Source organism: Mesorhizobium sp. M0119 (assembly GCF_040322615.1).
In the GTDB taxonomy this organism is placed as follows: Bacteria; Pseudomonadota; Alphaproteobacteria; order Rhizobiales; family Rhizobiaceae; genus Mesorhizobium.
The window spans coordinates 72,138-98,757 of the sequence record NZ_JAMYTU010000014.1 but is presented as its reverse complement, the minus strand read 5'-3'; the positions used below and the strand labels follow the sequence as shown (position 1 = coordinate 98,757).

24 protein-coding genes and 1 pseudogene are annotated in these 26,620 nt (G+C 63.1%); 17 read left to right on the top strand and 8 right to left on the bottom strand.

From position 1 onward, the window contains the following. Positions 1-40: 40 nt before the first annotated feature. From NKJ40_RS15805 to NKJ40_RS15795, 3 genes and pseudogenes are all read left to right on the top strand, one after another. Complete coding sequence (locus tag NKJ40_RS15805; RefSeq protein WP_352466803.1) at positions 41-1,339, top strand: DUF6638 family protein; 1,299 nt, start codon at positions 41-43, stop codon at positions 1,337-1,339. A gap of 15 nt (positions 1,340-1,354) precedes the next feature. Then, positions 1,355-2,480: pseudogene (locus tag NKJ40_RS15800) on the top strand (DUF2333 family protein). Positions 2,481-2,787: 307 nt separating this feature from the next. Next, positions 2,788-4,467 carry a formate--tetrahydrofolate ligase gene (locus tag NKJ40_RS15795; RefSeq protein WP_352466802.1) on the top strand — a complete coding sequence of 560 codons (1,680 nt, stop codon included), beginning with the start codon at positions 2,788-2,790 and terminating at the stop codon, positions 4,465-4,467. A gap of 72 nt (positions 4,468-4,539) precedes the next feature. Here NKJ40_RS15795 and NKJ40_RS15790 read toward each other — a convergent pair whose 3' ends face one another. Continuing rightward, complete coding sequence (locus tag NKJ40_RS15790; RefSeq protein WP_352466801.1) at positions 4,540-5,187, bottom strand: cysteine hydrolase family protein; 648 nt, start codon at positions 5,185-5,187, stop codon at positions 4,540-4,542. A 127-nt stretch (positions 5,188-5,314) separates the two neighbouring features. Here NKJ40_RS15790 and NKJ40_RS15785 point away from each other — a divergent pair, with 127 nt between their 5' ends. From NKJ40_RS15785 to NKJ40_RS15775, 3 genes are all read left to right on the top strand, one after another. Next, positions 5,315-6,304, top strand: coding sequence for a helix-turn-helix domain-containing protein (locus NKJ40_RS15785; protein ID WP_352466800.1), 990 nt, complete (start codon positions 5,315-5,317; stop codon positions 6,302-6,304). Between the two features lie 355 nt (positions 6,305-6,659). Beyond that, entirely contained in the window at positions 6,660-7,145 is a 486-nt protein-coding gene (parS, locus tag NKJ40_RS15780; protein ID WP_352466799.1) for a type II RES/Xre toxin-antitoxin system antitoxin, read from the top strand. After that, positions 7,142-7,651 carry an RES family NAD+ phosphorylase gene (locus tag NKJ40_RS15775; RefSeq protein ID WP_352466798.1) on the top strand — a complete coding sequence of 170 codons (510 nt, stop codon included), beginning with the start codon at positions 7,142-7,144 and terminating at the stop codon, positions 7,649-7,651. Before parS ends, NKJ40_RS15775 begins: the two co-directional genes overlap by 4 nt. A gap of 55 nt (positions 7,652-7,706) precedes the next feature. Here the strand turns inward: NKJ40_RS15775 and NKJ40_RS15770 are convergent, their stop codons facing one another. After that, positions 7,707-8,264: a sugar O-acetyltransferase gene (locus tag NKJ40_RS15770; RefSeq protein WP_352466797.1), complete on the bottom strand. Its 558-nt coding sequence runs from the start codon at positions 8,262-8,264 to the stop codon at positions 7,707-7,709. A 148-nt stretch (positions 8,265-8,412) separates the two neighbouring features. Here NKJ40_RS15770 and NKJ40_RS15765 point away from each other — a divergent pair, with 148 nt between their 5' ends. The 5 genes from NKJ40_RS15765 to NKJ40_RS15745 all read left to right on the top strand — a co-directional run bounded on the left by NKJ40_RS15765 (position 8,413) and on the right by NKJ40_RS15745 (position 14,781). Continuing rightward, the gene (locus NKJ40_RS15765) at positions 8,413-8,874 is read left to right on the top strand and encodes a DUF4126 domain-containing protein (protein WP_352466796.1); all 462 of its coding nucleotides are present in this window, start codon (positions 8,413-8,415) and stop codon (positions 8,872-8,874) included. Next, positions 8,871-10,247 (top strand): FAD-containing oxidoreductase, encoded by a 1,377-nt coding sequence (locus tag NKJ40_RS15760; protein WP_352466795.1) that lies wholly within the window; start codon positions 8,871-8,873, stop codon positions 10,245-10,247. Before NKJ40_RS15765 ends, NKJ40_RS15760 begins: the two co-directional genes overlap by 4 nt. Positions 10,248-10,348: 101 nt before the next feature. Then, positions 10,349-11,404 (top strand): M14 family metallopeptidase, encoded by a 1,056-nt coding sequence (locus NKJ40_RS15755; protein WP_352466794.1) that lies wholly within the window; start codon positions 10,349-10,351, stop codon positions 11,402-11,404. Positions 11,405-11,629: 225 nt separating this feature from the next. Further along, the gene (locus NKJ40_RS15750) at positions 11,630-13,819 is read left to right on the top strand and encodes an anthranilate synthase (RefSeq protein WP_352466793.1); all 2,190 of its coding nucleotides are present in this window, start codon (positions 11,630-11,632) and stop codon (positions 13,817-13,819) included. Positions 13,820-13,851: 32 nt separating this feature from the next. Then, positions 13,852-14,781 (top strand): cation diffusion facilitator family transporter, encoded by a 930-nt coding sequence (locus NKJ40_RS15745; RefSeq protein WP_352466792.1) that lies wholly within the window; start codon positions 13,852-13,854, stop codon positions 14,779-14,781. Positions 14,782-14,787: 6 nt separating this feature from the next. On the opposite strand, the gene NKJ40_RS15740 is transcribed toward NKJ40_RS15745, so the two are convergent. From NKJ40_RS15740 to NKJ40_RS15730, 3 genes are all read right to left on the bottom strand, one after another. Next, the gene (locus NKJ40_RS15740) at positions 14,788-15,174 is read right to left on the bottom strand and encodes a type II toxin-antitoxin system VapC family toxin (RefSeq protein ID WP_352466791.1); all 387 of its coding nucleotides are present in this window, start codon (positions 15,172-15,174) and stop codon (positions 14,788-14,790) included. Further along, complete coding sequence (locus tag NKJ40_RS15735; protein ID WP_352466790.1) at positions 15,171-15,416, bottom strand: antitoxin; 246 nt, start codon at positions 15,414-15,416, stop codon at positions 15,171-15,173. Before NKJ40_RS15735 ends, NKJ40_RS15740 begins: the two co-directional genes overlap by 4 nt. 75 nt (positions 15,417-15,491) lie before the next feature. Then, positions 15,492-16,580: a hypothetical protein gene (locus NKJ40_RS15730; RefSeq protein ID WP_352466789.1), complete on the bottom strand. Its 1,089-nt coding sequence runs from the start codon at positions 16,578-16,580 to the stop codon at positions 15,492-15,494. A gap of 102 nt (positions 16,581-16,682) precedes the next feature. Between NKJ40_RS15730 and NKJ40_RS15725 the strand changes: the two genes are divergently transcribed. The 4 genes from NKJ40_RS15725 to NKJ40_RS15710 all read left to right on the top strand — a co-directional run bounded on the left by NKJ40_RS15725 (position 16,683) and on the right by NKJ40_RS15710 (position 19,732). Then, on the top strand, positions 16,683-17,141 hold the full coding sequence (locus NKJ40_RS15725; RefSeq protein WP_352466788.1) for a DsrE family protein: 459 nt from the start codon (positions 16,683-16,685) through the stop codon (positions 17,139-17,141). Between the two features lie 72 nt (positions 17,142-17,213). Then, positions 17,214-18,011: an SDR family NAD(P)-dependent oxidoreductase gene (locus tag NKJ40_RS15720; RefSeq protein ID WP_352466787.1), complete on the top strand. Its 798-nt coding sequence runs from the start codon at positions 17,214-17,216 to the stop codon at positions 18,009-18,011. Positions 18,012-18,060: 49 nt separating this feature from the next. Beyond that, positions 18,061-18,369, top strand: coding sequence for a putative quinol monooxygenase (locus tag NKJ40_RS15715; RefSeq protein WP_352450553.1), 309 nt, complete (start codon positions 18,061-18,063; stop codon positions 18,367-18,369). Between the two features lie 274 nt (positions 18,370-18,643). Then, positions 18,644-19,732, top strand: a complete 1,089-nt coding sequence (locus NKJ40_RS15710; protein ID WP_352466786.1) for an AbrB family transcriptional regulator — start codon at positions 18,644-18,646, stop codon at positions 19,730-19,732. 26 nt (positions 19,733-19,758) lie between these two features. Here the strand turns inward: NKJ40_RS15710 and NKJ40_RS15705 are convergent, their stop codons facing one another. Genes NKJ40_RS15705 through NKJ40_RS15695 form a run of 3 tightly spaced genes read right to left on the bottom strand, consistent with a single transcriptional unit; the run spans position 19,759 to position 22,030 of the window. Next, a complete protein-coding gene (locus tag NKJ40_RS15705; protein WP_352466785.1) occupies positions 19,759-20,064 on the bottom strand; it encodes a nuclear transport factor 2-like protein in 306 nt (101 codons plus the stop codon). Between the two features lie 18 nt (positions 20,065-20,082). Further along, a complete protein-coding gene (locus NKJ40_RS15700; protein ID WP_352466783.1) occupies positions 20,083-20,859 on the bottom strand; it encodes an esterase family protein in 777 nt (258 codons plus the stop codon). A gap of 4 nt (positions 20,860-20,863) precedes the next feature. Beyond that, on the bottom strand, positions 20,864-22,030 hold the full coding sequence (locus NKJ40_RS15695) for an ATP-grasp domain-containing protein (RefSeq protein ID WP_352466781.1): 1,167 nt from the start codon (positions 22,028-22,030) through the stop codon (positions 20,864-20,866). Positions 22,031-22,804: 774 nt separating this feature from the next. On the opposite strand from NKJ40_RS15695, the gene leuA reads away from it, so the two are divergent. Further along, entirely contained in the window at positions 22,805-24,541 is a 1,737-nt protein-coding gene (gene leuA, locus NKJ40_RS15690) for a 2-isopropylmalate synthase (RefSeq protein WP_352466780.1), read from the top strand. 143 nt (positions 24,542-24,684) lie between these two features. Beyond that, positions 24,685-26,475, top strand: a complete 1,791-nt coding sequence (locus NKJ40_RS15685; RefSeq protein WP_352466779.1) for a tetratricopeptide repeat protein — start codon at positions 24,685-24,687, stop codon at positions 26,473-26,475. Positions 26,476-26,620: the final 145 nt, after the last annotated feature.

Sequence of the window (26,620 nt, the reverse complement as noted above, 5' to 3'; positions counted from 1 at the left end):
CCTTCGGGCACCTTCTCCCCGTGAACGGGGAGAAGGAATAATGGCCAAGAAACCTGACCTTTTGCGCGACAACGAGCTGATCTACGGCCGGCTGCTGACGATCGACGAGCCGCACCTGATCCAGCGCTACAACAAGGCGATGGTCGCGTTCGGCTTGAAGCCGACCAAGTTGAAAAGCTTCGAGATCGATCGCACTGGCTTCTCGCCGCAGGTCGCCGAGGAATGCGGCGACTACAGCTACCTCGATCCTAACGAGGTCAACCGCCGCTTTATCATCCTGACGCCGTCGCAGATCGACCTGCCGGTGGTGCACACGGCTTTCTCCAACACCTCGCTGCTGATGTACGAATTCATGTCCAAGAACCAGCGCGCCATCGATGCGCTGACGATCAAGGACGTCATCTACGGCGAGATCGAGGATTCGGTTCCCAAGGTCGACGACATCGAGGACCTGCTGTCGATCAACCAGGTCGAATTCAAGGTGCTGTCGGCCGAGGATGTGCTCGGCAAGGCCGCCGAACTCGGCAAGCTGGTCGACCGGCTGAAGCAGGAGCCGGATGCCTGGCGCGACAACGCCATGCTGGCCCACATGGTCGAGCTGGCGAAGATCTGCGGCGACATCCGCGAGAATGCGCTGGTGCCGGACCAGGTGATCTTCCGCCACAACGCCTACTGGACCAGCCATTTCGGCGGTCTCTATGTGTTCGTCGATCCGGACGTGACGACGGTGATCAGCGACCCGGCAGCGCCGGGTTTCCGCCGTTCGCGGCCCTGGCAGGTGAGCTACCTTTCGATCCACGACGCCGACAAGGTATTCAAGTTCCTCGCCTCGACCGGCCGCATCGAGTTGCCGCGCGCCTCATGGATCGAAACCTCAGGTTATCTCGAGCATCGCGCCGAAATGGTGGTGCGCGCGCTGATCCGCGACGCCGAGCCCGACCGCAATCTGACCGACGTCGATAAGGTCTGGCTGCAGACCTGGATCCACGGCCACGCCGATCTGATCACCAGGGACGGCAATTTTCCCTTCCTCAACGCCGCCAAGCGCGAAATCGCCCAACTCGGCCATCTCAAGATCGAGGATGTGTTCCCGCAGCAGCGCTTCCTGGTCATCCGCGCCAAGCCGGACCATCCCGACGCCTGGCTGACCAACCAGCTGATCTCGGACTTCGTGCCGCAGGACTTCGTTTCGCGTTACGTCTTCAACAAGCCGGGCTTCTACAGGGATTATGACGGCTTCAGCGACGCTTGGCGATCGCATGTTGTGGACGTTCTGAAAACCACATATTTGAAGGACAAGGTGGCGTTTCGCACACGCCTCTACGGCTTGACTGACTGAGGGGGTGACATCGCCATGCTTGATCCGATTGTGAATTTCTTCACCCGGATTTTCCAGTGGATTGGCCGCGGCATCGGCCTGCTCATCGGTGCGATCCTGTGGCCGTTCCTGTGGGCGGGGCGCTGGTACACGCAACGCGGCTGGATCCTGAAGGCGGTGCTCGGCCTGGCTGTCCTCATGCTGATCGGCCTCTACGTCAATTTCTTCTACGCCACCCAGTGGTGGAACAATTTCGACCCGAATTACGTCGACAAAATACACGTTCGAAAAACGCAACAGCTCCGCCGGTGAACAGGTTTCCGCCGGCGCCGGCACCGACACGGCCAAGACCTGCGGAAATTCAGCCATTGCCCAGGTTGCTGCCGACCTGACCGACTTCAACGTCAACCAGAATGCCTGGGTGTCGTCGATGATCCTCTACAAGCTCGGTCTGTTCGGCATCGACTGGGACCACACGCCGTTCATGGACAACAAGGCTTCGTTCCAGCGCGGCATCAACCAGGCGGTGCGGCGCACGGCGACCGAGCTTGCCGATAATCTCGGCCGCGTCCGCACCACCTCGCAGATCGACGCCGACCTGCAGGACGCCCGCGGCAATCTGCAGTTCGATGAGGAAACCTGGTATTTCGGCTTGAACCCGTTCGGGCCCAAGACGCCGACGCCGAGCTATTATCGCGACGCGGTGCGCAAGCTGCGTTCCTTCAACGCCCGCCTCGCAGCCTGCCAGGCGACGTTCGATGCCCGCGCCGACAATCTCAAGCAGTATATCGACCGCATTTCGTCCGATATCGGTTCGACCTCGGCGATCCTCAAGGAGCGTGCCGAAAACCACAATAATGGCTGGTTCGACACTCGCGCCGACGACCGCTTCTGGTTCGCCTATGGCCAGCTCTATGCCTATTACGGGCTGATGAAGGGCGCACAGGCCGACTTCGAGGACGTCATCAAGGAAAAGCACCTGCAGAACCTGTGGGATACGATGGACGCGCAATTCGTCTCGGCGCTGCGCATCCAGCCCTTCATCATCGCCAATGGCCGCGAGGACGGCTGGCTGTTGCCGACACACCTGACGACGATGGGTTTTTACATACTGAGGGTGCGCTCGAACATGGTCGAGATCAGCTACGTGCTGACACAGTAGCGGATCGTGCCGCACAGCCGGCGCTGGTGAATTTGCGCCGTTGCTTCTGTCGCTTTTCGCGTATTAGGCGGCTGTTTTGAGACGGCGGAACCGCGCCTGCTCTGGCTTCTATACGGCGCTGCAACCGGCGCAAAAAGAACCTGTAGCAGCGCAGCCGGGCGCAGAGATATTTTCTTCGCAGGAAACATAGTTGCATGAAAGTTGACGCCGCGGCAGCGACAGAGGTAGAACATGCCTGCGCCTGCAATGCCGGGCTGTTCTTGCGACCATACTAGTCAAATCCGTCCAATTCAGAGGGAAGCCGTCCATGGCCGAAGTGAAGTCCGACATCGAGATCGCGCGCGGCGCCAGGAAGAAGCAGATCCAGGAGATCGGCCAGAAGATCGGCATTCCGAGCGAACATCTTTTGCCCTACGGCCACGACAAGGCGAAGATCTCGGCCGAGTTCATCAAGTCGGTGAAGGGCAACAAGGACGGCAAGCTGATCCTCGTTACCGCCATCAACCCGACACCGGCCGGCGAAGGCAAGACGACGACGACGGTGGGCTTGGGCGACGGCCTCAACCGCATCGGCAAGAAGGCCATCGTCTGCATCCGCGAGGCTTCGCTCGGACCGAATTTCGGCGTCAAGGGCGGTGCCGCTGGCGGCGGCTACGCGCAGGTCGTGCCGATGGAGGACATGAACCTCCACTTCACCGGCGATTTCCATGCCATCACCACCGCCCATAACTTGCTGTCGGCGCTGATCGACAACCACATCTATTGGGGCAACGAGCTCGGCATCGACACCCGCCGTGTCGTCTGGCGCCGTGTCATGGACATGAACGACCGGTCGCTGCGCGAGATCATCTGTTCGCTCGGAGGCGTCGCCAACGGTTTCCCACGCGAGGCCGGTTTCGACATCACAGTCGCCTCGGAAGTCATGGCCATTCTGTGCCTGTCGACCGACCTGAAGGACCTGGAAAAGCGCCTCGGCGACATCATCGTCGCCTATCGCCGCGACAAGTCGGCCGTCTATGCCCGCGACCTCAAGGCCGACGGCGCAATGGCCGTACTCTTGAAGGATGCCATGCAGCCCAATCTCGTGCAGACACTGGAGAACAATCCGGCTTTCGTCCATGGCGGCCCCTTCGCCAACATCGCGCATGGCTGCAACTCCGTCGTTGCCACCACGACAGCGCTGAAGCTTGCCGATTACGTCGTCACCGAAGCCGGTTTCGGCGCCGATCTCGGTGCCGAAAAGTTCTTCGACATCAAATGCCGCAAGGCCGGCCTTAGGCCGGCAGCGGCAGTCATCGTCGCCACGGTTCGCGCCATGAAGATGAATGGCGGCGTCAAGAAGGAGGACCTCGGCAAGGAGAACGTCGAGGCGGTGAAAAAGGGATGTGCGAATCTCGGCCGCCACATCGAGAACATCCGCCAGTTCGGTGTGCCGGCCGTGGTCGCTATCAACCATTTCTACTCCGACACCGAGGCCGAGATCCAGGCGATGAAGGACTACGTCGCCTCGATGGGCGAAGAGGCGATCCTGTGCAAGCACTGGGCTCAGGGATCGGCCGGCATCGAGGAACTGGCCAAAAGAGTCGTGGCGTTGGCCGAATCCGGCGCGTCGCAATTCGCCCCGCTCTATCCCGACGCCATGCCGCTGTTCGAGAAGATCAACACCATCGTCCAGCGCATCTATCGCGGTTCCGAAGCGATCGCCGACAAATCGGTGCGCGACCAACTCCACGCCTGGGAGCACGCCGGCTACGGTCATTTGCCGGTCTGCATGGCCAAGACGCAATATTCCTTCTCCACCGATCCGAATCTGCGCGGCGCGCCGACCGGCCACACCGTGCCGGTGCGCGAGGTCAGGCTGTCTGCCGGCGCCGGCTTCGTCGTCATCATCTGCGGCGAGGTGATGACCATGCCCGGCCTGCCCAAAGCGCCATCCTCGGAAAAGATTTTCCTGAACGAAATGGGCCAGATCGAAGGCCTGTTCTAGGGATAATCAAAGCTTGAACGGCAAAGGGCGCCGCAACGCTGCGGCGCCCTTCTGCCTGTTCGCAATAGTCTCCTAAGCCGCGCTTCGCGCCAGCGCGCGCTGGTTGGAGGCATAGGGTGTGTCGTGCTGGGGCACAACGCCGGTCTTCAGGCAATCGATCCACTCGGCGGTTTTGAGAACGGCCGCGAAGCGCGACTGCAGGACGATCGTCACCACGCGATGGATTTCCTCCCCCGAAGCGTAACCGGCGCTGTTGGCGTACGGCAATGACCCCGTTGCGTCCGACAGGAACTCCACCTCAAAGCCCATATGCACGGCGTGGATGACCGTCGACAGATCGCAATTATGCGTCATGTAGCCAATGACCGTGATCGTATCGATAGAGTTGGCGCGCAGCCACTCCTCGAGGTCTGTGCCGGTGAAGGCGCTGGGCAAGTTCTTTTCGATGTAGTGGTCGCGGTTTCGCCTGGCGATTTCCGGGTGCAACTCGGCGCCATGGCTGCCCTTGGCGAAGACCGGTGAGGTTTCCGGCGCCAACTGTTTGATGACCACCACCTTGACGCCTGCCTCGGTGGCCGCGTCCATCGCTCGCGCTACATTGACGACGCTGTCGCCGAAGGGCGGATGCTGGATGGCGAGGTTGCCGCCATCATAGTCGTTCTGAACGTCGATAACGATGAGGGCGCGGCGTGGAGCTTTGCCTTTGGCTGGTTGCGACATGGGTTTTCCTTTCCCGTTGGACATTGATGGGTGGACGATAGGCTCGGCACCGGATGGCAAAAAGTGTCCCGATTGACATTATTCGAAAGAATTGGGACAATTAGCTGTTACTCCTGTTGGTGCTGCCATGACCGATCCTGCCGTTGCCGCCATCGCCTTCGATGGCATCAGCCCGTTTCATCTCTCCGTGCCGTGTCTCGTGTTCGGCGCGGATCGCACGACGCTCGGCCTGCCGCGCTTCGACTTCCGGGTCTGCGCGATTGAGGACGGGCCGATCCGCACCGATGCCGGGCTGACCATCAGCGTCCCGCACGGGCTTTCCGCGCTCGATGACGCCGACATCGTCATCGTGCCAAGCTGGAAGGATCTCGGGAGCGCGCCTCCAGCGGCATTGATCGATGCGTTGCTTGGCGCGCATCGGCGCGGCGCGCTGATCGTCGGACTGTGCCTGGGAACGTTCGCTGTCGCGGCGACCGGACTGCTTTCGGGGCGGCGAGCGGCGACGCACTGGGCCTACGCGGATCAGCTGCAGGAACTCTATCCCGACATCCTCGTCGAACCGGAAGTGCTCTACATCGACAATGGCGATGTCGTGACATCCGCCGGCGTCGCCGCTGGGCTCGACTGCTGCTTGCACGTCGTACGGGCTCGTTACGGCGCGGAGGCGGCACTTCGCCTCGCCAGGCAGATCGTGCTTTCTCCGCACAGGCAGGGCGGGCAGGCTCAATTCATCGAACGTCCCATCGCCAGGACCGGCAATGCGGACCGCTTTACCCAGGCTCTCGAAACGGTGCGCAAAACGTTGGGTGAACCGCACAGTCTGGACAGCGTTGCCGGTCACGCCGGCCTCACCCGCCGGACGTTCACGCGCCGTTTCCAGAAAACGATCGGCACCAGTTTCGGTGACTGGCTGACCGACCAGCGCGTCCAGCTGGCGCAGCGGCTGCTGGAAGCAACGGAAAAATCAATGGACACGGTTGCCTTCGAGGCTGGCTTCGGCAGCGCTACCTCACTGCGCCAGCATTTCGCGGCGCGGCTCAGGACCTCGCCGGCGCAGTACCGGCGCGAATTCTCGAAGAGTGCTCAGGAGGAGCGCGTGGCGCACATGCCGAGGTGAAATTCGGCTCGCGCTCGATTCCAGGGCAATCGCTTCGGGTTTGCGCTGCCCTCATTGCCCTGCCGGGCATTTCTCCCCGTATAGTGACGGGGAGAAATCGCAAAGGATTTCGCCAATCACCAGCGTTAGAGAAAGGGTGCGGAGGTTGCGGCCAGCCCCTTCTCCCCGTCACTATACGGGGAGAAGATGCCGGCAGGCAGATGAGGGGCGGCGCCGACGTCGAACTGGCATCTGGCCTGAATTATAGGCTATCTTTTTTCTCGAAGCGATTGCCTGCTCTCGATCCTGTCGTCCTTGAAAGGCTCTGCGTCATCTGTCATATATTAAAGCGACAGATGACGCGAAGAGGCCTGCCGTGGCGATAGCATTGGAAAAGGCTGCGCCAGCAGCAAAAAACAATGAACTGCAGAAGGTGGCGAGATTGCTAGGCGGCAGCCGCATTCTGGCAAGGCGCCTCAGCAGCGCTTTGGATGCCCACGAGCTGCTTCTGCACGGCCTGCCGGCTTCAGCGCTGGACCATCTTATCGGGCAACTCGTCTTCATCCAGAAGACCGATTCGCTGGAGAAGGCCGTCGGCATGAGCCTGCGCACCTACCAGCGCCGCAAGGATGCTCCTTCCAAGCCTCTCAGTCAGGACCAGAGCGGACGAACCTGGAAGTTCGCGGAGATCCTGTCGAAAGCTACCGACGTGTTCGGTTCGCAGGCGGAGGCAGAGCAATGGCTGGAGCGCCCGGCGATTGGGCTCGACCAGCGTCGTCCAATCGACCTTCTGGCGACGCCGGCGGGAATCGAGCTTGTAGAAGACTATCTGGAACGGCTTGAATATGGCGTTTATGCATGACGCCGCTGCCGGCGGCGCTTGGTGGCTCCGACCTCATCGGATGGCGCCTCGATCAAGCCGCGTTTGCGCCTACATGGGATAGTGGCGAGGGCGCATACAGGGTGGGCGGACGCTGGAACAGCAAGGGCGTGCGCGCCGTCTACTGCTCAATCGATCCGTCGACTGCGATCCTCGAAGTTGCGGTCCATAAGGGCTTCAGGGCGCTCGACACGATTGCACATGTCATGACGGCAGCAATCGTCAGCGATGTCGCGGATGTGCATATCGTCGACCCCGCCGCCGTGCCCAACCCCAACTGGTTGCGCCCGGGCATTCCGAGCTCCGGACAACAGGCGTTTGGCGACGATCTTCTGCAACGGCACCGGTTCGTTGTGATTCCGAGCGCCGTATCGCAGCATAGCTGGAACCTGATCTTCGACGCGAGCCTCGCCAGAGGGGCATACGCCATGAAGACCCAGGAGGCGTTTGCGCTCGACACACGGTTGCATCCACCTCCGGCCAAGTGACACAGCCGCCCATGTCCATCAGAACGAGGACATGACCGGGACAGAAGCACGGTGCTCAGCTGTTCCTGATTATCCGTGCCGGATTGCCAACCACCGTGGTGTTCGCCGCGACGTCGCGCGTCACCACAGCACCGGCGCCGACGATGGCGCCATCGCCGATCCTGACCCCGCCGAGGATGACGGCACCGCCGCCGATCCAGGCACTGTCGCCGATCTCGACCGGCCTGGCGATCTCCAGCCCTGCCCGTCGCCCGGCAGCCTCCTTGTGGTGCTCGGCGCAATAGATCTGCACATTGGGGCCGAGCAGCGTTCCCTTGCCGATGCGCACTGGCGCCGTATCGAGAATGGTGCAGCCGGCATTGAGAAAAACGCGGTCGCCGAGGAAGATGTTGAAGCCATAGGCACAGTGGAACGGCGCTTCGATCCGGGCGCCCTCGCCCGCAGCGCCGAGCAGCGCCCGCAATCCAGGCCCGATATCGCCACGCTGCCGGGGCGGCAGGCTGTAGTGCTCGAACACCGCGTCGCGCGCCGTGATGCGCAGCGCCTCCAGTTCCGGATCGAGGCAGCAATACCACTCGCCCGCCGCCATTTTCGTGCGTTCGCTCCCCGTCATGGCCGCAACTCCAGTCTCAATCTTTGCCAAAGCACAAATGGTGAAAATACGGAAGCGCCGGCGGCGACACCACCTCTGGTCAAATATCGGACCTATGGTAGCCTGCCCTCTCGGACCTGTCCCAGGCCGGCCATCGAGGGGATCAATCATGCTGTATACTCTTGCACTCCTGATTGGCATAGTTGCCGGGCTTCGCGCCATGACTGCGCCCGCCGCGGTCGCCTGGGGCGCCTGGCTTGGCTGGTTGCCGGTCGCCGGCACCTGGGCGAGCTTCATGGGCCACTGGATCGCCGTCGGCATCTTCACCATCCTGGCCATCGCCGAACTGGTCACTGACCAGCTGCCATCGGCGCCGAGCCGCAAGGTGCCGCAGCAATTCGGGACGCGCATCGTCCTGGGCGCTTTCACCGGCGCGGTGATCGGAGCGACCGGCGGCGCCACTATCGGCGGCCTGATCGCCGGCGCCGTCGGCGCGGTGATCGGCACGCTGGGCGGCGCCGAGGCGCGTAAACGCTTGGCCACCGTCTTCGGCAAGGACCCGCCCGCCGCCTTCATCGAGGACGCGGTGGCGATCGTCGGCGGGCTTCTGATCGTGGCGGCGGTGGCATGACGGCAAAGACATTCGACGCCATCATCATCGGTGCCGGGCAGGCCGGCCCACCGCTCGCCGGCCGGCTGAATGCGGCCGGCATGAGCGTGGCGCTGATCGAGCGAAAGCTGGTCGGCGGCACTTGCGTCAACACCGGCTGCACGCCGACCAAAACGATGGTGGCAAGCGCCTATGCCGCGCATCTCGCCCGCTCCGCCGCGGACTACGGGGTGACGCTCTCCGGTCCCGTCGGCGTCAACTACAAGGCGATCAAGGCGCGCAAGGACAAGGTCTCCAACGACGCACGCGGCAATCTCGAAGACTGGATTGCCGGCATGGACAAATGCACGCTCTATCGCGGCCATGCGCGCTTCGTGACCGCCAATACGGTGCGCGTCGGCGACGATCTGCTGAGCGCCGAAAGGATATTCCTCAACACCGGTGGCCGCGCCTCGGTGCCGGACCTGCCCGGCGTCAACGACGTATCCTACCTCACCAACTCGTCGATGATGGATCTCGACGTGCTGCCGCGCCATCTCGTCGTTGTCGGCGGCAGCTATGTCTCGCTCGAATTCGCGCAGATGTTCCGTCGCTTCGGTTCCGAAGTCACGGTCATCGAAAAGAGCCCGCGTCTGATCGGCCGCGAGGACGAGGATGTCTCGGACGCCATTTTGTCGATCCTCGAAAACGAGGCCATTGCCGTCCACCTCGGCGCCGACGACATCCGCTTCGCCAGGCGAGGCAACGAAATCGCCGTGACCTTCTCGCCAGGCAAGGCGGCTGCGGTCGGCTCGCATGTGCTGCTGGCGCTGGGCCGCACGCCAAACACCGACGATCTCGGCCTCGACAAAGCCGGCGTTGAGGTCGACAAACGCGGCTTCATCGTCGTCGACGACCAGCTGCGCACCAGCGTGCCCGGCATCTGGGCGATGGGCGACTGCAACGGCAAGGGCGCCTTCACCCACACCTCGTACAACGACTACGAGATCGTCGCCGCCAACCTGCTTGACAACGATCCGCGCAAGGTCAGCGACCGCATCGAGGCCTACGCGCTCTATATCGACCCACCGCTCGGCCGCTGCGGCATGACCGAAGCCGCGGTTAGGAAATCCGGTCGCCGCGCCCTGGTCGGCCAGCGGCCAATGACGCGTGTCAGCCGTGCCGTCGAAAAAGGTGAGACGCAAGGTTTCATGAAGATCCTGGTCGATGCCGACACCAAGGAGATCCTCGGCTGTTCGGTGCTCGGCCCGGGCGGCGATGAAGCGGTGCACTGCGTGCTCGACCTGATGTATGCCAAGGCGCCGGTCAGCACGCTGGCGCGCGCCGTGCACATCCACCCGAACGTCTCTGAGCTTCTGCCGACCATCGCCCAGGAACTCAAGCCGCTGGTGTGACGGCCGGGGAGAATCGTGCGCCCATAGCGGCGCCGGCTGGACCAATCGACAGCCCATCGGCAAAAGGGCATGTGTTCCGCCTCTTCTCCCGGAGGCATCCTATGCAGAAATCCATCGAACGCATCGCCGGCGACAGCGAAGGCGTTTCCTACGAATTCCCCGTCTTCCGCTTCACCGGAACGGACAAGGCAGCACCCTCAGCCTATCTGCAGGCGGCTCTGCATGCCGGCGAACTGCCGGGTGTCGTCGCCATCGACGCGCTGATGCCGATGCTCGGAAAAGCCGAAGCGGAAGGCCGCATCAGAGGCAATATCACCGTCGTGCCCCAAGCCAATCCCATCGGCCGCGCCCAGTATCATTTCGGCGAGCACCAGGGCCGTTTTCACTTGGGCACGCGCACCAACTTCAACCGCGGCTTTCCGCTGCTGGCCGCGCCGGACATGATGCTGTTGCCGGACACCACGCTTGGCACGGCCGATCAGCGGCTTAAGGTCCGGTTGCTGCAGCTCTCCATCGGCCACGACATCGTGCTCGACCTGCATTGCGACGATGAAGGCCTCGCCTATCTCTACGTCCACACCAGCCTGTGGCCGGTCATGGCGGATTGTGCGGCGGCCATGGGCGTCGATGCGGTGATGCTGTGGGATGAAGACCCCGACGGCACCTTCGAAGGCGCCTCGATCATGCCGTATCAGAACGTCCAAGCCGACGTCGCGCGCCTGGACCGGCGCGTCGCCACCACGGTCGAATATCGCGGCATACTCGATGTCGACGGCGCCCTCGCCTGCGCCGACGCCGAAGGGCTCTACCAGCTGCTGGTGGCGCGCGGCATCATCCGGGATCAGGCGCTGCCCGCGCCTGGCAGCTTCGTAGGGCTCGTCGCGCCGATCGAAAACATCGAGATGATGCCGGCGCCCCGCTCGGGCGCGATCCTCTACGACGTGAAGCCGGGCGACCGGGTAGCCAAGGGTGCGCGCCTTGCCACCATCGTCCACGCGCCGGGTGAGCCCGACGGCCGCACGGACGTGTTGGCGCCGCAGGCGGGCCTCATCCTGACACGGCGTTCCCGCCGCATCATCCGCGCCGGCGAAGACCTCTTGAAGCTGGTCGGCGACAGGAAGAGCGCCGATGCAAGGTCGGGGACGCTGGAGGACTGAGGGCCTTCATTGAATCCAGTTGCGCGGCCGCCCAATCGCCGCTATGGGAATCGCCATGAATATGCGTTCGATCAAGACCATTTGGTGGTGGGCTCGCTGACAGCGGCCTGTTCGAACGCGTTCGCGTGACAATAGAGGGTGGCCGCAGCGGAATGTCCGGGCGGCCATTTGTTTTTTCAAGCCATTCCCGGGTCCGTTGCCCCAAAGACGCTGATGGAGACGGCAATGACGACGAAAATTCTGGAGAATGGCGCCGAGCGCTTCGTCACCGCGGGTGGCGTGGCGATTACCCGCCAGCGCCATGACCGGCCATATGAAGGGGCGATCGACGGCTATGTCGATGGCCTGAATTCGCGCCGCGGCGCCGTGTTTTCCTCGAATTACGAATATCCCGGCCGCTATACGCGCTGGGACACCGCCATCATCGATCCGCCCGTAGTGATCTCGGCACGCGGCCGCGCCATGCGCATCGAGGCGCTGAACCGCCGCGGCGAGGTGCTTTTGCCGGTGATCGGCACGGTGCTTTCCGGCCTTGACGATGTCACGATCGCCGAGACGTCCAACAAACTCATCCGCCTCGAGGTCGCCAAGCCCGGCCGTGTCTTCACCGAAGAGGAACGCAGCCGCGTTCCCTCCGTCTTCACCGTGCTGCGCGCCATCACCGCTTTGTTCAAGACCGAGGAAGACGCCAATCTCGGCCTCTATGGCGCCTTCGGCTACGACCTCGCCTTCCAGTTCGATCCGGTCGACTACAAGCTCGAGCGCAAGCCAAGCCAGCGCGATCTCGTGCTGTTCCTGCCCGACGAGATCCTCGTCGTCGACCATTATTCGACCAAGGCCTGGACCGACCGCTACGACTATTCCGGCGATGGCTTCTCGACCGAAGGCCTGCCGCGCGACGAAATCGTCGAGCCGTTCATGACCGCCGACCGCATCCCGCCGCGCGGCGACCACGAGCCCGGCGAATATGCCAAGCTGGTGCGCAAGGCGATGAAGAGCTTTGAGCGCGGCGACTTGTTCGAAGTGGTGCCGGGGCAGATGTTCTACGAACGCTGCGAAACCCAGCCCTCCGAGATTTCCCGCAAGCTGAAGAGCATCAACCCTTCGCCCTATTCCTTCTTCATCAATCTCGGCGAGGGCGAATATCTGATCGGCGCCTCGCCGGAAATGTTCGTGCGCGTCAACGGCCGCCGCGTCGAGACCTGCCCGATCTCCGGTACCATCAAGCGCGGCGACGATGCCATCTCCGACAGCGAGCAGATCCTGAAGCTGCTCAATTCGAAGAAGGACGAATCCGAACTCACCATGTGTTCGGACGTCGACCGCAACGACAAGTCGAGGGTCTGCGAGCCGGGCTCGGTGCGCGTCATCGGCCGCCGCCAGATCGAGATGTATTCACGCCTGATCCACACCGTCGACCACATTGAGGGACGGCTGCGCGAAGGCATGGACGCTTTCGACGCCTTTCTGTCGCATGCCTGGGCGGTCACCGTTACCGGCGCGCCGAAATTATGGGCCATGCGCTTCATCGAGCAGAACGAGAAGAGCCCGCGCGCCTGGTATGGCGGGGCGATCGGCATGGTCAACTTCAACGGTGACATGAACACCGGCCTGACACTTCGCACCATCCGCATCAAGGACGGTATCGCCGAGGTGCGCGCCGGCGCCACGCTGCTCTTCGACAGCATCCCCGAGGAAGAAGAAGCCGAAACCGAATTGAAGGCATCCGCCATGCTCTCCGCCATCCGCGACGCCAAATTAGGCAATGCCGCCAGCACCGAACGCAGCACCGCGCGTGTCGGCGACGGCGTCAACATCCTGCTGGTCGATCACGAGGACAGTTTCGTCCATACGCTCGCCAACTATTTCCGCCAGACCGGCGCCAATGTCTCGACGGTGCGCACACCGGTGCCGGACGAGATCTTCGACCGGCTGAAGCCAAACCTGGTCGTGCTGTCGCCCGGCCCCGGCACACCGAAGGACTTCGACTGCGCCGCTACCATCAAGCGGGCCCGTGCGCGCGACCTGCCGATCTTCGGCGTCTGCCTCGGGCTGCAGGCGCTGGCCGAGGCTTATGGCGGCGAGCTGCGCCAATTGCACATCCCGATGCATGGTAAGCCGTCGCGCATCCGCGTGTCGAAGCCGGGCATCATCTTCTCCGGCTTGCCCAAGGAGGTGACGGTCGGCCGCTACCATTCGATCTTCGCCGATCCGGTGCGGCTGCCCGATGGTTTTGTCGTCACCGCCGAGACCGAAGACGGCATCATCATGGCCTTCGAGCACCGCAAGGAGCCGATCGCCGCTGTGCAGTTCCACCCGGAATCGATCATGACGCTCGGCCACAATGCCGGCATGCGCATCATCGAGAACATCGTCGCGCACCTGCCGCGCAAGGCCAAGGAAAAGGCCGCTTAATTCGAGGGCTCAGTGTTGGGATCTTTTCCCCAATGACCGCGGCAGAAATCAAGGCCGCCGCCAGGCAGAAGGTCGCCAGCCTCGCCTTCTGGTCGATCGTTGTCGCCTTCGTCGTGCTCGGCCTGAAGCTGGCCGCCTGGTACATCACCGGCTCGGTTGCGCTTTATTCGGACGCGCTGGAATCGATCGTCAACGTCATTGCCTCGGCAGCCGCCTATTGGGCAATCCAGGTCAGCTACAAGCCGGCCGACCAGGACCATCCGTTCGGCCACCATAAGGCCGAGTATTTCTCGGCCGTCCTGGAAGGCGTGCTGATCGTGCTTGCCGCCTTGCTGATCCTCAACGAGGTCTGGTGGTCATGGCAGCATCCGGCCCCGCTGGAACAGCCATGGACCGGCCTTGCCGTCAACGGCGTCGCAACGGTCATCAACGCCGTCTGGGCCTTGACGCTGATCCGCACCGGACGGAGTGAAAAATCGCCGGCTCTCGTCGCCGACGGCAGGCACATCATGACCGACGTGGCGACCTCGGTCGGTGTCTTCATCGGCCTGGTCGGCGCCGTGCTGACCGGCTGGCAGGTTCTCGATCCAGCTCTTGCCGTGATCGTGGCGCTTAACATTCTGTGGCAGGGCTGGCACGTCATCGGCTCGTCGATGAACGGGCTGATGGACCGCGCCGTCGACACGCAGGAACATATCCGCATCCGCGACATCATCTCGGCCAATTGCAAGGGCGCGCTCGAGGTCCACGACCTGAAGACGCGCATCGCCGGCCGCGCCACCTTCATCGAGTTCCATCTGGTCGTCGACGCCGACATGTCGGTCGGCGCCAGCCACGTCATTTGCGACCGCATCGAGGACGCGCTGCAGGCAGAGATCCCTTCCGTCCGTGTCATCATCCATGTCGAGCCCGACGACGAGGCGAAACTGCCCAAGGGCACGACCGCCGTGCCCTTCGCGTGAAGCAATTCACCACGTCTCGATTGCGAGATCTTTGATCCGTTCAAATTCCCGTACATTGCGGGTGATCAGCGTGAGATTTCGGGCACGCGCCTGCGCGCCAATCAACGCATCATAGGGACCAATCGGGGTTCCGGACGTCGCAAGCGTTGCCCGTATCTCGCCGGCATGCCTTGCATCTTCCCGATCGAATTCGAGAACCGGGAACTGGAGTGCTTCGATACGCGACAGATTGTCGGTCTTTCGCTGACTCTTTTGAGCGCCATAGTAGAGTTCGTGCACTACAATCGCCGACATTGCGAAATCCTGCGGGCTGTGAGACGTGAGCCGCGCCAGCAGGTCCGCATCGCCCTTCATAACGGCAATGACGGCATTGGTGTCAAGCAGATAGATCACTCGAAGGCCTCGTCCAAAGCCGGTCGATCCTGCTCAGCCGGACGTTCCAGCGCTGCCTCGGCGAAGTCGTCGTCGAGCGGACCGATCACCTTGTCGAGCCAAGCCCAGTCCTGCGCAAGGGGTTCGAGAATGATACCTTGGCCATGGCGGCGAATCGAAACCTCATCGGTTTCGAAGCGGAATTCCTTTGGCAGGCGAACCGCCTGCGAGCGGCCTGACCAGAATACCTTTGCCTTTTCCATCGCGCTCAGCTCATCGAATGATATATGGCAAAGATATATACCCTCCCCATAGATGACAAGATGGCCGACCAAATTTCAAGGCCCGCAGGCGGCCTGCGGCATCGGCTCCAGCCGGTAGACCTTGTCGTCGGAGCTGGTATCGCCTTCCGCCGCCTTCGAGCACAGATCGACGATCGGCAGGCCACTGTTCGGGTTGGCCAGCATCATCGTGCCGTTGGCGCCGCGGCGAAGGAAGACCTCCTTTTGCGCGATATCGCAGGAGGCACCACCCGTCTTCGCGCTCGCCGCGCAGCGCCACTGGTCGCCCTCGCCCTGGCAGTTGTAGAGCTGCGTGACCTTGGCCGATTTCTGCCGCGTGGTAACCGAAACGGCGATATCGGCGCCGCTTGGCCAATTGGCCGGATCGCCCTCCTTGGCGAAAGACGCCAGCTCGACCGGTCCGCGGAAAACCCTGATCGACTGGGTCAGCTGATCTGGATGCGCGCCGAGATGCGCGGCGTCGTAGTCGCGTCCGTAGCAGAAGGCCTGGTCCGGCTTCAGTCGCTCGCGCAATGGCGAGCCAAGGGCCGGGTCGATCGGGTCGATGCGCGCGAACTCCGCCTTGCAGGTGGTGGCCGGCATCGGGTCGAGCCTGAAGCCGTTGTCGTCCTTGCCCAGCGCCTGCCTTTCGTACTCCGCCTTGCCGAGCTCGTCTTCCGATCCGGCGTCGAGATAGAGATCGGGCTGCACGTCCGAGACGATCAGCCGGCCTTTGTCGTCGACCTTCAGCGAAGCCATGGTGCGATCGCAGTCCATGCCGCAACGGATCGGGCCGGTCTTGCCGTCCTCCGACTCATGACTGCACCAGCCGCCGAGCCACTCCGGCGCCTCGGCGCCGCGTACCGTCGTCGCCATGAAGCCATTGTAGGAGGAATCGATGCCGGCGCTTGGCTCCTCGTTCGGCCGGCTGACCGGATCGCGGCCGTAATAGAAGAAGATGCGCGTCACCTTCTGGTGTGGATGTGACTTGAGATGCGCGGCGTCGTAGACGCGGCCGAAGCAGGCGTCCTTGCCGTCGGGGCTGAGCTCGGTGAGTTTGAGTGTGTCGTCGGCGAAAGCAGCGCCGGCGACGGCGGCAAGCAAGGCAACCCCAACTCCGGCGCCCATCACGGTCCTTGATATCATGCTGGCTCCCCCCTGCCCCGACAAGACGTGGCGTCAACTTATGTTAGGATCGAGGCCGAGGCCACGCAATTTGCGCCGGCCGGATAAATGGGAGATGAAGCCATGCGACGCCGCGATATTTTCCGCGTCGGTTTTGCCGGGGCCGCCGGGCTTTTCGGGCTGCGCCCCATCAAGGCCGCAGCTAGTGAAGTCAAGCCGGTGGCTGCCGAAGAGGAAAGGCAAAAGGTCGCCTATCACCTCAGCGACCTCGACAAGGTCAATTTCGTGCTCGGCAACATCAGGAACCACTTCGAAGGCACCGACGGCAAGGTCGACATCGCGCTTGTCGTGCACGGGCCAGCACTTGCCGCCTTCAAGTCGAAGGGCATATCCGCCGCCATTTCCGGGCGGTTCGCCGGCCTTGTCCAGGACGGGCTCAGCCCGCACGCTTGCGCCAACACCATGCACGGCATGGATATCGGCCTGGCCGACCTGCTCGACGGCTTCCATGCAGCCGACCGGGGTGGCGTCGTCAAGCTCGCCGAATTGCAACGCCAGGGCTACGCCTATCTCAGGCCATAGGCTTTTACGGACTTGAACGCGAGGACTGCGAGGGCCTACGAAGAGCAGGCAGAGTCCCCCGGAGGAATAGACGTGCCAGCCACCACCACCCTTGTCAGCCCCTCTCTGGTCATCCCCGACCTTGCCGGAAAGGCGGTCCTGGTCACCGGCGCCTCGACCGGCATCGGCGCGGCGCTTGCACTTGCCTACGCCGCGCAGAAATGCCGCGTCGCGCTGCATTACAATTCGAGCCGCACGGCTGCCGAAAACCTGGCCGCGACCATTCGCAACGGCGGCGGCGACGTGTTCCTCACCCAGGGCGATTTCTCGGTCCCCGCCGATGTCGAGCGCGTCGTCGAGGACAGTGCGCAACATTTCGGCCGGCTCGACGGCCTCGTCAACAATGCCGGCGGCATGCTCGGCCGCGTGCCCTATGCCGAGCAGACCGAGGCGCATTACGACGCAGTGATGGACCTCAACGCACGTTCGGTGCTGACAGCTTCGCGCAAGGCAATCCCATGGCTGAAGCGGCAGGGCGGCTTCATCGTCAACACCTCCTCGATCGCCGCGCGCAATGGCGCCGGTGGCGGCGCCGGCCTTTACGGCTCGGCCAAGGCCTTCGTCTCCAACGTCACGCGCGGCATGGCCAAGGAGCTGATCGGTTTCAACATCCGCGTCAACGCGGTGGCGCCCGGCACGATCGCGACACCTTTCCACGAGCGCTACTCGACCGACGACCAGATGAAAGGCATGATCGCCACCGTCCCGCAGGGCCGCGCCGGCACCGCCGAGGAGTGCGTCGGCGCCTATCTGTTCCTCTCCTCCGATCTGCTGAGCGGCTACATCATCGGCCAGGTGATCGAGGTCAATGGCGGCCAGTTGATGCCGTAGACGACGAACTGCATACTCCTGGTTGCGTCATCTCAACGGAGCAAAGCGAATGTACGGACTGATCGGCAAGATGCGGGCGATGCGCGGCCAGCGTGACGCAATGATGGATATCCTGCTCGCCAGCACCGGCGCCATGCCCGGCTGCCTGAACTACATCATCGCCACCGACCCGGCCGATGCCGACGCGATCTGGGTGACCGAAGTGTGGACCGACGCCGAAAGCCACAAGGCTTCGCTGCAGCTCCCCGAAGTCCAGGCGGCAATCGCCAAGGCACGGCCGATCATCGCCGGCTTCGAGTTCCAGGTGGAAACGCATCCTGTTGGCGGGTTCGGCTTGCCGGCGGTGAAGGCGGGATAGAGGGAGAGGCCGGCGGGACAGCGCCCCCCCTCTGGCCTGCCGGCCATCTCCCCCTCAAGTGGGGAGATTGAATGTCATTTCGGCCTTCGCCAAACCTCCAAAGAAGAGCGCTGTCGGTGAAGCTGCCAATCTCCCCACTAGAGGGGGAGATGTCCGGCAGGACAGAGGGGGGCGCGAAGGATCGCTACGGATGGTTGGTGCCATTACCACCCACCGCCACTTTCCCCCGCAAAAAAAGTTCGCATTTTTCTGCGACCGGTCTAAGAGCCGATCTATGGATTCTTCCCCGAACCCGCCGGCCATCGAGCACCTGGCGCGGATCCACAAGGCTTGGCAGTGGCCGGTCCTGGTGGTGGTCTCGGTGCTGTTTGCCGGCGCGCTGGAACTCGCCGCCCTGCCCGCCGCGCTCTTGATCGGACCGATGCTGGCTGCCATCGCCGCCGGCACCAACGGCGCCACGGTGCGCGTGCCGCGGGTTCTGTTCGGCTCAGCCCAGGCGGTCGTCGGCTGCCTGGTCGCCAGTTCGATCTCGGCCGATATCTTTCCCGTCTTCTACAGGGAATGGCCGCTGTTCCTCGGCGTCGTGATGGCAACGGTCGCGGCATCCAGCCTGCTCGGCTGGCTAATCAGCCGCTGGCGCATCCTGCCCGGCACCACCGCGGTCTGGGGCTCTTCGCCGGGCGCCGCCACCGCCATGGTGCTGATGGCCGGTGCCTTCGGCGCCGACCAGCGCCTCGTCGCCTTCATGCTATATCTGCGCGTCATCTGCGTCTCGATGACGGCAGCCCTGGTGGCCAAGCTTTGGGTCGACACCTCAGGCATCGAGGTGCCGGCCATCGTCTGGTTCCCACCGGTCGACACGCAAGGCTTGGCCGCAACATTCGGCGTGGCGCTGGTCGGCGGCCTCGCCGGAAAGCTTTTCCGGCTGCCGTCGCCGTTCTTCCTCGGCACCTTCATTTTTGGCACCGTGATCCATCTCGGGCTCGGCGTGACCATGCAGTTGCCACCCTGGCTGCTCGCCTTGAGCTATACGATGATCGGCTGGAGCATCGGCCTGAATTTCACCAGGGCCATTTTGCGCCACGCGGCCCGCGCGCTGCCGCAGATCGTCGGCTCGATCATTGCCCTGATCGTCTTTTGCGGCGGCCTCGCCTTTCTGATCAGCCGCCTGCTCGGCATCGATCCGCTGACCGCCTATCTGGCAACCAGCCCCGGCGGCATGGAGAGCGTCGCCATCATCGCCGCCGCCGCGCAGCATGTCGACCTATCCTTCGTCATGGCGCTACAATCGGCACGCTTCCTGATCGTGCTTCTGGTCGGCCCAAGCGTGGCGCGGCTGGTGGCGAGAAGCCTGCGGGAGTAAAGACCAGCCGGCAGCGCGTCAGCTGATCACCAGGCTCGATATACGCTCGCCGTCCAGCGTGAAGACCATATCGCCCTCGCCGTTGAAACCGTTGCCTTCGACGGCGATGCAACGCGGCAGGTGCCGTCCGCTGCTGCGATGCCGAGGATGCGGAGCCTGGACTGCACGCCGATATTGTCCGACTGGTTCCAGCGCGCAATCTGGTCGCAGCCCCGGAACGACCTGCCCCAGTCGCTCAGAAAGGCATCGGCCGTGAACGTCTCGAGGAAAGCTTTGGTGTCGCCGGCATTGGTAGCTTCGACAAAGCGGCGGATGGCATCGGGCGTGGTCATTTCCTTCCTCCAGGTGGACTAATCCAGCCGGTGCATCAGATCGTCGTCCAGCCAGCGGGCGAAGAAATAGACCAGTTGCTTGTGCCACCACGGCCAGTCATGGGCGACATCGCCGCCCCAATAGTCGACCCAGGCCGGAATCGACTTGTCGCGCAGGATCTGTTCCAGCGCCTGCGTATCGGCCAGCATCCGTTCCTCCCAGGCACCCTGCCCGCAGCAGAAGATCAGCCGCAGCGCCTTCAGCCTGACAAGCAGCCCCGGATCGACGATACCCGGCAGGTAGTCGAGCGGCGAGTTGAAGAAAATCTGTCCGTCGAGCGCGCTGCCGAAGAAATCGTGGGTCGAGTAAACCCCCGACAGCGCGATGACGCCGCTGGCCAGTTCCGGAAAGCGGAAGACGAAATTCGACGAATGATAGCCGCCCATCGAGCAGCCGCAAAACAGCGGCTTCAGCGTACGCCCGCCATTGGCCTCGGCTGCGACAGACAGGAGTTCCGGCAGCGCCTCCTCGCGCACATAGCGGAAATACGCTTCATGCCGGGCGATACGACGGGCCGGCTCGGCATGGCGGTCGAAGAAGGATTCCGCATCGACGCCGTCCAGCGTGAACAACTGGATGCGACCGGTGTCGACGAACTCGGCGAGAGCCGAGACCGCGCCGGAATCCTCGAACTGGTAGAACCGCCCTTGCGAAGTCGGGAACACAACCACGGGTCGGCCGGCATGGCCGTAGCGCTTGTATTCCATGTCGCGGCCGAGGTTGCGGCCAAAACCCTTGTGGTAGGAAACGTCCATCGCCTCACGCCTTTTCCGCATGGATGTAGTCGACCGCCCGGCGCAGCGCCTTCGGGTCCGTGGAGCGCAGCTGATAGGCGTAGTTTCCCATGGCCCGGCTGAAAACCTCCTCGATGGCGTGATGATGGACGATCATGTCGCCATGGGCGGCTAGCACGTCGGCATGGCTGTGCACATAGTTGAGGTGCCGCTTGCGGCTGGCATAGGCGGTGAAATACTTGCCCCTGTAAGGGCCGCCGGCGGCGTCCTTGACCACCATGTCGGCCCAGGCGGCATAGACATCGATATCGAAGGTGTAATTGATGGCATCGGTCATCCAGGCGCCGGGCGGCCGCATGTTGACCTCCAGCGCGATGACCCGGTCGTCCCTGGTTTCGAACAGCTCGATGTGGAAGAAGCGCTCGCGCACGTCGAACGCCTTGAGGATTTTCCTGCCGGCCTCCTCGACCGCCGGGCTGATCTCGGGAAAACAGACATAGCTCATATGGCGGTCGCGGTTGACCACCTCCATGACGCTCTGGTCATAGCGGTGGCTGGCGGCCAGCACCACCTCGCCGTCGCGGTTGACCAGCCCGTCATAGGTCACCACCAGCCCTTCGATGAATTGCTCCATGACGAAGCTGACGCCTTCCGGCTTGTCCCTGAAGAACCGGTCGAGTTCGCCGGCGTTGGAGATTTTGAAAGTGTTCGAGGCGCCGGAGCCGGAATCCGGCTTCACCACCACGGGATAGCCGACGCGGCGGATGAAGGTCATGGCGCCGGCGCGGTCGGAGCATTTGCGTTGCGGGATGGTTTCGACGCCGCTCTTGCGGAAGAATGCCCGCATGCGGCTCTTGCGTTTCAAATTCTTCACGAAGTCGAGCTTGGTGCCGAAGATGTTGAAGTCGGTGCGGATATTGGCTTCCAGCTCCAGCCAATGCTCGTTGAGCGATTCGAACCGGTCGACGCGGCCCCATTTGTGGATGAAATGGCCGATCGCCCGGAACACCGGCTCGTACTCCTCCATGTCGTCGATGCGGTAATATTCCGAAAGGGCTGCCTTCAATTTGCCGTCCAGCGCATCGAACGGCACGTCGCCAATGCCGAGCACGGTGGCGCCGGCCTTCTTCAGCCGGTCGCAGAAATCGGCGCCATTGGGTGGAAAATGCGGTGAGAAGAACACGAAGTTCATGGACGATCCCTCCCGGCGGCGAGCCATCGCATCCCCGCCGACAATGGACTCTGGCGCATTTGCCGGGCTCGGGGAAGAGCAACTGGATCAGGTGAGCGGCTGGGTCCGCGAAAGGTGACGCCAAAACCGTGAAATAAAAAACCCGCCTCGACGGCGGGTCCTCGGCGCCAATCAGCACCATACCCAAATTAGTAGCATAGCTGCCGGCACAAAGCAAGAACAAAGTTGCTGTAATCAGGAAAAATCGCTTCATGTCGGCGCCGCGCCTTCATTCCACCTTGGGTTCCTCGCCCCATGAAAGTGGGGAGAGGTGGCTCGGCGAAGCCGAGACGGAGAGGGGACTGCGCCCTACGAAGGCCCCCGCTCCGGCCGCTTTGCGGCCACCTCTCCCCCGCTTCGCGGGGGCGAGGAACCCAGGTCTTGAGGCTGGATCCGCAGCTTCTGCGACAGCGAGGCTCCCACTTGCCTCGCTTTGCCCGCTCCTGTATGAAAACCGCCATGAGCCCGCGCGCCACCTCTTTTGCGTCCCGTCCGACCGGCATTGCCGGCCAGACCGTCCGCGCGCTCGCCTCCACCCTGCTGCTTCTCGGCCTTATCGGCGATCGCCGGGTTCGCTGAAGGAGCGCCCGGCGGTCGAATTCGCCGCTCACGCGCACGCTCCTTGGCCAGTTACAAAATTGGCACGTCACATCAAGCGAACGAAATTCTGGTAAAGGCGCCGCTCGCCACCAATCCGCCTGAAGCTGGATCCGCGAGCCGCCGGGAGAAACGACGATGAACGCACGAGAAGATATCCGTCTGAATGTAGAGGAAACCGCCAAGCCCGCGAGGGGCATGCCGGACGCCGCCCGCAAATACCAGCCCTATCCGACCGTCGGCCTTGCCGATCGCACCTGGCCTTCGAAAGTGATCGACAAGGCGCCGATCTGGTGCTCGGTCGACCTGCGCGACGGCAACCAGGCGCTGATCGATCCGATGGGCCAGGAACGCAAGGCGCGCATGTTCGCCCTGCTGCTCGACATGGGCTTCAAGGAGATCGAGATCGGCTTTCCGTCGGCCTCGCAGACCGATTTCGATTTTGCCCGCTGGTGCATCGAACAGGGCAACGTGCCCGCCGACGTCTCGCTGCAGGTGCTGGTGCAGTGCCGGCCGGAACTGATCACCCGTACTTTCGAGGCGCTGATGGGCGCCACCAACCCGATCGTCCATTTCTACAACTCGACCAGCGAATTGCAGCGCCGCGTCGTCTTCGAGAAGGACGTCGCCGGCATCAAGCGCATCGCCACCGATGCGGCCAAAATGATCACCGACATGGCCGCCAAGGCCGGCGGCGGCTATCGTTTCGAATATTCGCCGGAGAGCTTTACCGGCACGGAGCTCGAAGTGGCGCTGGAGATCTGCAACGCCGTCACCGAGATCGTCAAGCCGACGGCGGAAAACAAGCTGATCATCAACCTGCCCTCCACGGTCGAGATGTCGACGCCCAACATCTATGCCGACCGCATCGAGTGGATGTGCCGCAACCTCGACAATCGCGAGAACCTGTTGATCTCGCTGCATCCGCACAATGACCGCGGCACTGGCATCGCCACCACCGAGCTCGGCCTGATGGCGGGCGCCGACCGCGTCGAAGGCACGTTGTTCGGCAATGGCGAGCGCACCGGCAATGTCGACATCGTCACGCTGGCGCTCAACATGTACACGCAAGGCGTCGACCCCGGGCTCGACTGCTCCGACATCAACCGCATGAAGGACGTCTACGAATACTCCAACCAGCTGAAGATCCCCGAGCGCCATCCTTATGTCGGCGAGCTCGTCTACACCGCCTTTTCCGGCTCGCACCAGGACGCCATCAATAAGGGCATGAAGGCGCTGCGCAAGGCCAACACGCCGCACTGGGAGGTGCCCTATCTGCCAATCGACCCGGCCGATGTCGGCCGCAGCTATGAAGCTATCATCCGCATCAACTCGCAGTCCGGCAAGGGCGGTATCGCCTATGTGCTGCATGCGGATTACGGCCTCAACCTGCCGCGCAACCTGCAGATCGAGTTCAGCCAGGCCATCCAGGCGATCACCGACGCCGAAGGCAAGGAGGTGCCGGCCAGGCGCATCTACGAGCGCTTTCTCGAGACCTATGTCGACCAGCCCGGCGCGCGGCTGAAGTTCCTCGACCACCACACCTACCCCGACACCGAGGTCAAGGGCCGGCGCGTTGTGGAAGCGGTGATCCTCGACAAAGGCAAGGAGGTGACCATATCAGGCACCGGCACCGGCCCGATCGACGGCTTCGTCGATGCGCTGTCGCGCCATGTCGGGGTGCCGATGTCGGTGCTCGATTATTCCGAGCATTCCATGCAGCGCGGCTCGAATGCCTCGGCCATTTCCTATGTCGAGATGGAACATCCGGGCGGCAAGCTGTTCGGCGCCGGCATCAACACCAACATCGTCGCCGCCTCGCTCGAAGCCGTCGTTTCGGCCGCCAACCGCATCGTCGGCCGAAAGGACGGCTAGCCGAGACTACCGGGCTCGCGCCATTAGCCCACCGGATATTTATCCGGTGGGTACGCTATCGCACCATAAGCAGATGCTTGTATGGGGGCGCCAGCGCTATATGATCGTACCTCAACCTGTGCCGAATTCGAAGGGATCGACACTTGCAGCATACCACGCCTGCCGCCCCCGCAGTGCGCGAAACGTTGGAGCGACTGCTTGCCAGCGAAACGTTCGGACGATCCGAGCGCGCGCGCAAGCTGCTCCGCTACCTGGTCGAGCGCGAGCAGGCAGGCGAAGCCGATAGGCTCAAGGGCTTCTCCATAGCGATGGACGTCTTCGGCAAGGACGGCGATTTCGACCCGTCGACCGATGCGGTGGTGCGGGTGCAGGCCGGCAGGCTGCGCGACCTGCTGCAGCAGTATTTCGCCAACGAGGGCGTTGCCGAACCGGTCCGCATCGCCATTCCGCGCGGCGGCTATGTTCCATCCTACGAACTCAACGCCATTCGCTTGCCGGCGGAGGCCGAGGCAGAGGGCAAGCCGCAGCCGGCGACAGAGGAGGCGGCGGCGACCGCCCCGCCCGGATCGCCACAGGATGCCCGCAACCGGGCACATCCGGCTGCATTGCTGAGCGTTCCAGCCGTGGCCCCTGCTGCACCTTCGCTGCAGCGCCATTTGCAGTTCTTCTGGCTGGCGATTGCGCTGGTCATCCTCATGCTGGGTGTGCTGATCCTTCGCCAGGGCAGCGTGGTATTGCTGACCGGCGGCGACACGGCGGTCGAGACCGCGGTGGCGACCGGCAGCATAGCAGCGCCTCCGGTTGAAACCCTCCCCCAGGTCTACATCGCCATCAAGGCCGACAGCGATGTGGCTCGCCGTGTCGCTGCATCGCTGCGCGCCGGCCTTAGCGGCTTCGATACCATCAATTTCATCGGCCGTGATGCCGACAGCCCGCCCGATCCGCTTACCGACGCCGCCAGCTTCGTGTTCGATGTCCTGCCCGGGCCGCGCAGCGGCGACATTATGCTCGAGCTGCAAAGCGTGGCGACCGGCCGCGTGCTGCTGTCACGCAACCTGACCGCCGGCGACAGCGCGAACATTGCCATCGAGGACCAAATCTCCGGCATTTTGAGCTCGGCTCTTCCCGCCTCGGGCACGATCTACAACTACATCGAGCAGAGCGGCATCCAGACCGGGCTGACGGCGTGTCTGGTGCTCAACGGCAAATATTATCTCGACCAGAACGCCCAGACGCACGAAGCCGCCTACCGCTGCCTCGAAGATCTTGCCAACCGGGAGGCGAAGTCGTCGCTCGTCTATTCGGAACTCGCGTCCTTGCATCTCGAAGCGGTCACCGACCACTATCCCTATCCCGCCGACGCGACGATCGACAAAGCGATGACGTTTGCCCATCGCGCCATCCAGATGGGCCCGACCAGCCCCTACGCGCACCGCGCGCTTGGTTATCTCAATTCGCGCATGGGCGATTCCGCGGAATCGATTCGCTGGATGCGCAAGGCCTATGAGCTCAATCCCTACGATCTCGCAATGGCCGCCGCCTATGGCTACGGGCTGGTTTTCGCCGGCAGGTACAGCGAGGGCACCCCGATCCTTGCTCACGCCGTGGACATCGCCAGCGCCCATCCGACATGGTGGGATTACGGGCTGTTCGCCGGAGAGTTCATGATGGGCGACATGAACAAGGCCACGCTTGCCAGCGACGGCTTGCGAACGACGGAAATGAAATCGCATTATCTGGCAGCGCGGCTGATCGGCGCCAAGGCTGCCGGCCGCGAGAAGCTGGCGAGCAGGCTGCTGCAGGAACTGACCGCCAAATTCCCGAAATTCGCAGCCGATCCGCGCGCAACCTTCGTCGAGCGAAGATATCCCGCCGATCTGACCAACCGGCTGGTGGAGGCCCTGCGCGCCGCCGGCCTTGGCGGCGCCAGCTGACGTCTCCCGGCGCGTGAACGACATCAGCTTATCGCGAAAATTTTACTGGCCATCCGCACGGCCAAAGCGCAATTCAGACATCATTGAACCGGCCCGGCTGATCCCCACATAAGATCTCCGCATAAGACTGATCCCCCGTAAAGAT

Coding starts and splice junctions, on each gene's coding strand:
- NKJ40_RS15760 (WP_352466795.1), top strand. CDS start 8,871: ATGACGGCAAAGACATTCGACGCCATCATCATCGGTGCCGGGCAGGCC.
- NKJ40_RS15710 (WP_352466786.1), top strand. CDS start 18,644: ATGGATTCTTCCCCGAACCCGCCGGCCATCGAGCACCTGGCGCGGATC.
- NKJ40_RS15695 (WP_352466781.1), bottom strand. CDS start 22,030: ATGAACTTCGTGTTCTTCTCACCGCATTTTCCACCCAATGGCGCCGAT.
- NKJ40_RS15755 (WP_352466794.1), top strand. CDS start 10,349: ATGCAGAAATCCATCGAACGCATCGCCGGCGACAGCGAAGGCGTTTCC.
- NKJ40_RS15765 (WP_352466796.1), top strand. CDS start 8,413: ATGCTGTATACTCTTGCACTCCTGATTGGCATAGTTGCCGGGCTTCGC.
- NKJ40_RS15795 (WP_352466802.1), top strand. CDS start 2,788: ATGGCCGAAGTGAAGTCCGACATCGAGATCGCGCGCGGCGCCAGGAAG.
- NKJ40_RS15735 (WP_352466790.1), bottom strand. CDS start 15,416: ATGGAAAAGGCAAAGGTATTCTGGTCAGGCCGCTCGCAGGCGGTTCGC.
- NKJ40_RS15790 (WP_352466801.1), bottom strand. CDS start 5,187: ATGTCGCAACCAGCCAAAGGCAAAGCTCCACGCCGCGCCCTCATCGTT.
- NKJ40_RS15745 (WP_352466792.1), top strand. CDS start 13,852: ATGACCGCGGCAGAAATCAAGGCCGCCGCCAGGCAGAAGGTCGCCAGC.
- NKJ40_RS15805 (WP_352466803.1), top strand. CDS start 41: ATGGCCAAGAAACCTGACCTTTTGCGCGACAACGAGCTGATCTACGGC.
- NKJ40_RS15730 (WP_352466789.1), bottom strand. CDS start 16,580: ATGATATCAAGGACCGTGATGGGCGCCGGAGTTGGGGTTGCCTTGCTT.
- NKJ40_RS15775 (WP_352466798.1), top strand. CDS start 7,142: ATGACGCCGCTGCCGGCGGCGCTTGGTGGCTCCGACCTCATCGGATGG.
- NKJ40_RS15785 (WP_352466800.1), top strand. CDS start 5,315: ATGACCGATCCTGCCGTTGCCGCCATCGCCTTCGATGGCATCAGCCCG.
- NKJ40_RS15705 (WP_352466785.1), bottom strand. CDS start 20,064: ATGACCACGCCCGATGCCATCCGCCGCTTTGTCGAAGCTACCAATGCC.
- leuA (WP_352466780.1), top strand. CDS start 22,805: ATGAACGCACGAGAAGATATCCGTCTGAATGTAGAGGAAACCGCCAAG.
- NKJ40_RS15770 (WP_352466797.1), bottom strand. CDS start 8,264: ATGACGGGGAGCGAACGCACGAAAATGGCGGCGGGCGAGTGGTATTGC.
- NKJ40_RS15715 (WP_352450553.1), top strand. CDS start 18,061: ATGTACGGACTGATCGGCAAGATGCGGGCGATGCGCGGCCAGCGTGAC.
- NKJ40_RS15750 (WP_352466793.1), top strand. CDS start 11,630: ATGACGACGAAAATTCTGGAGAATGGCGCCGAGCGCTTCGTCACCGCG.
- NKJ40_RS15725 (WP_352466788.1), top strand. CDS start 16,683: ATGCGACGCCGCGATATTTTCCGCGTCGGTTTTGCCGGGGCCGCCGGG.
- NKJ40_RS15700 (WP_352466783.1), bottom strand. CDS start 20,859: ATGGACGTTTCCTACCACAAGGGTTTTGGCCGCAACCTCGGCCGCGAC.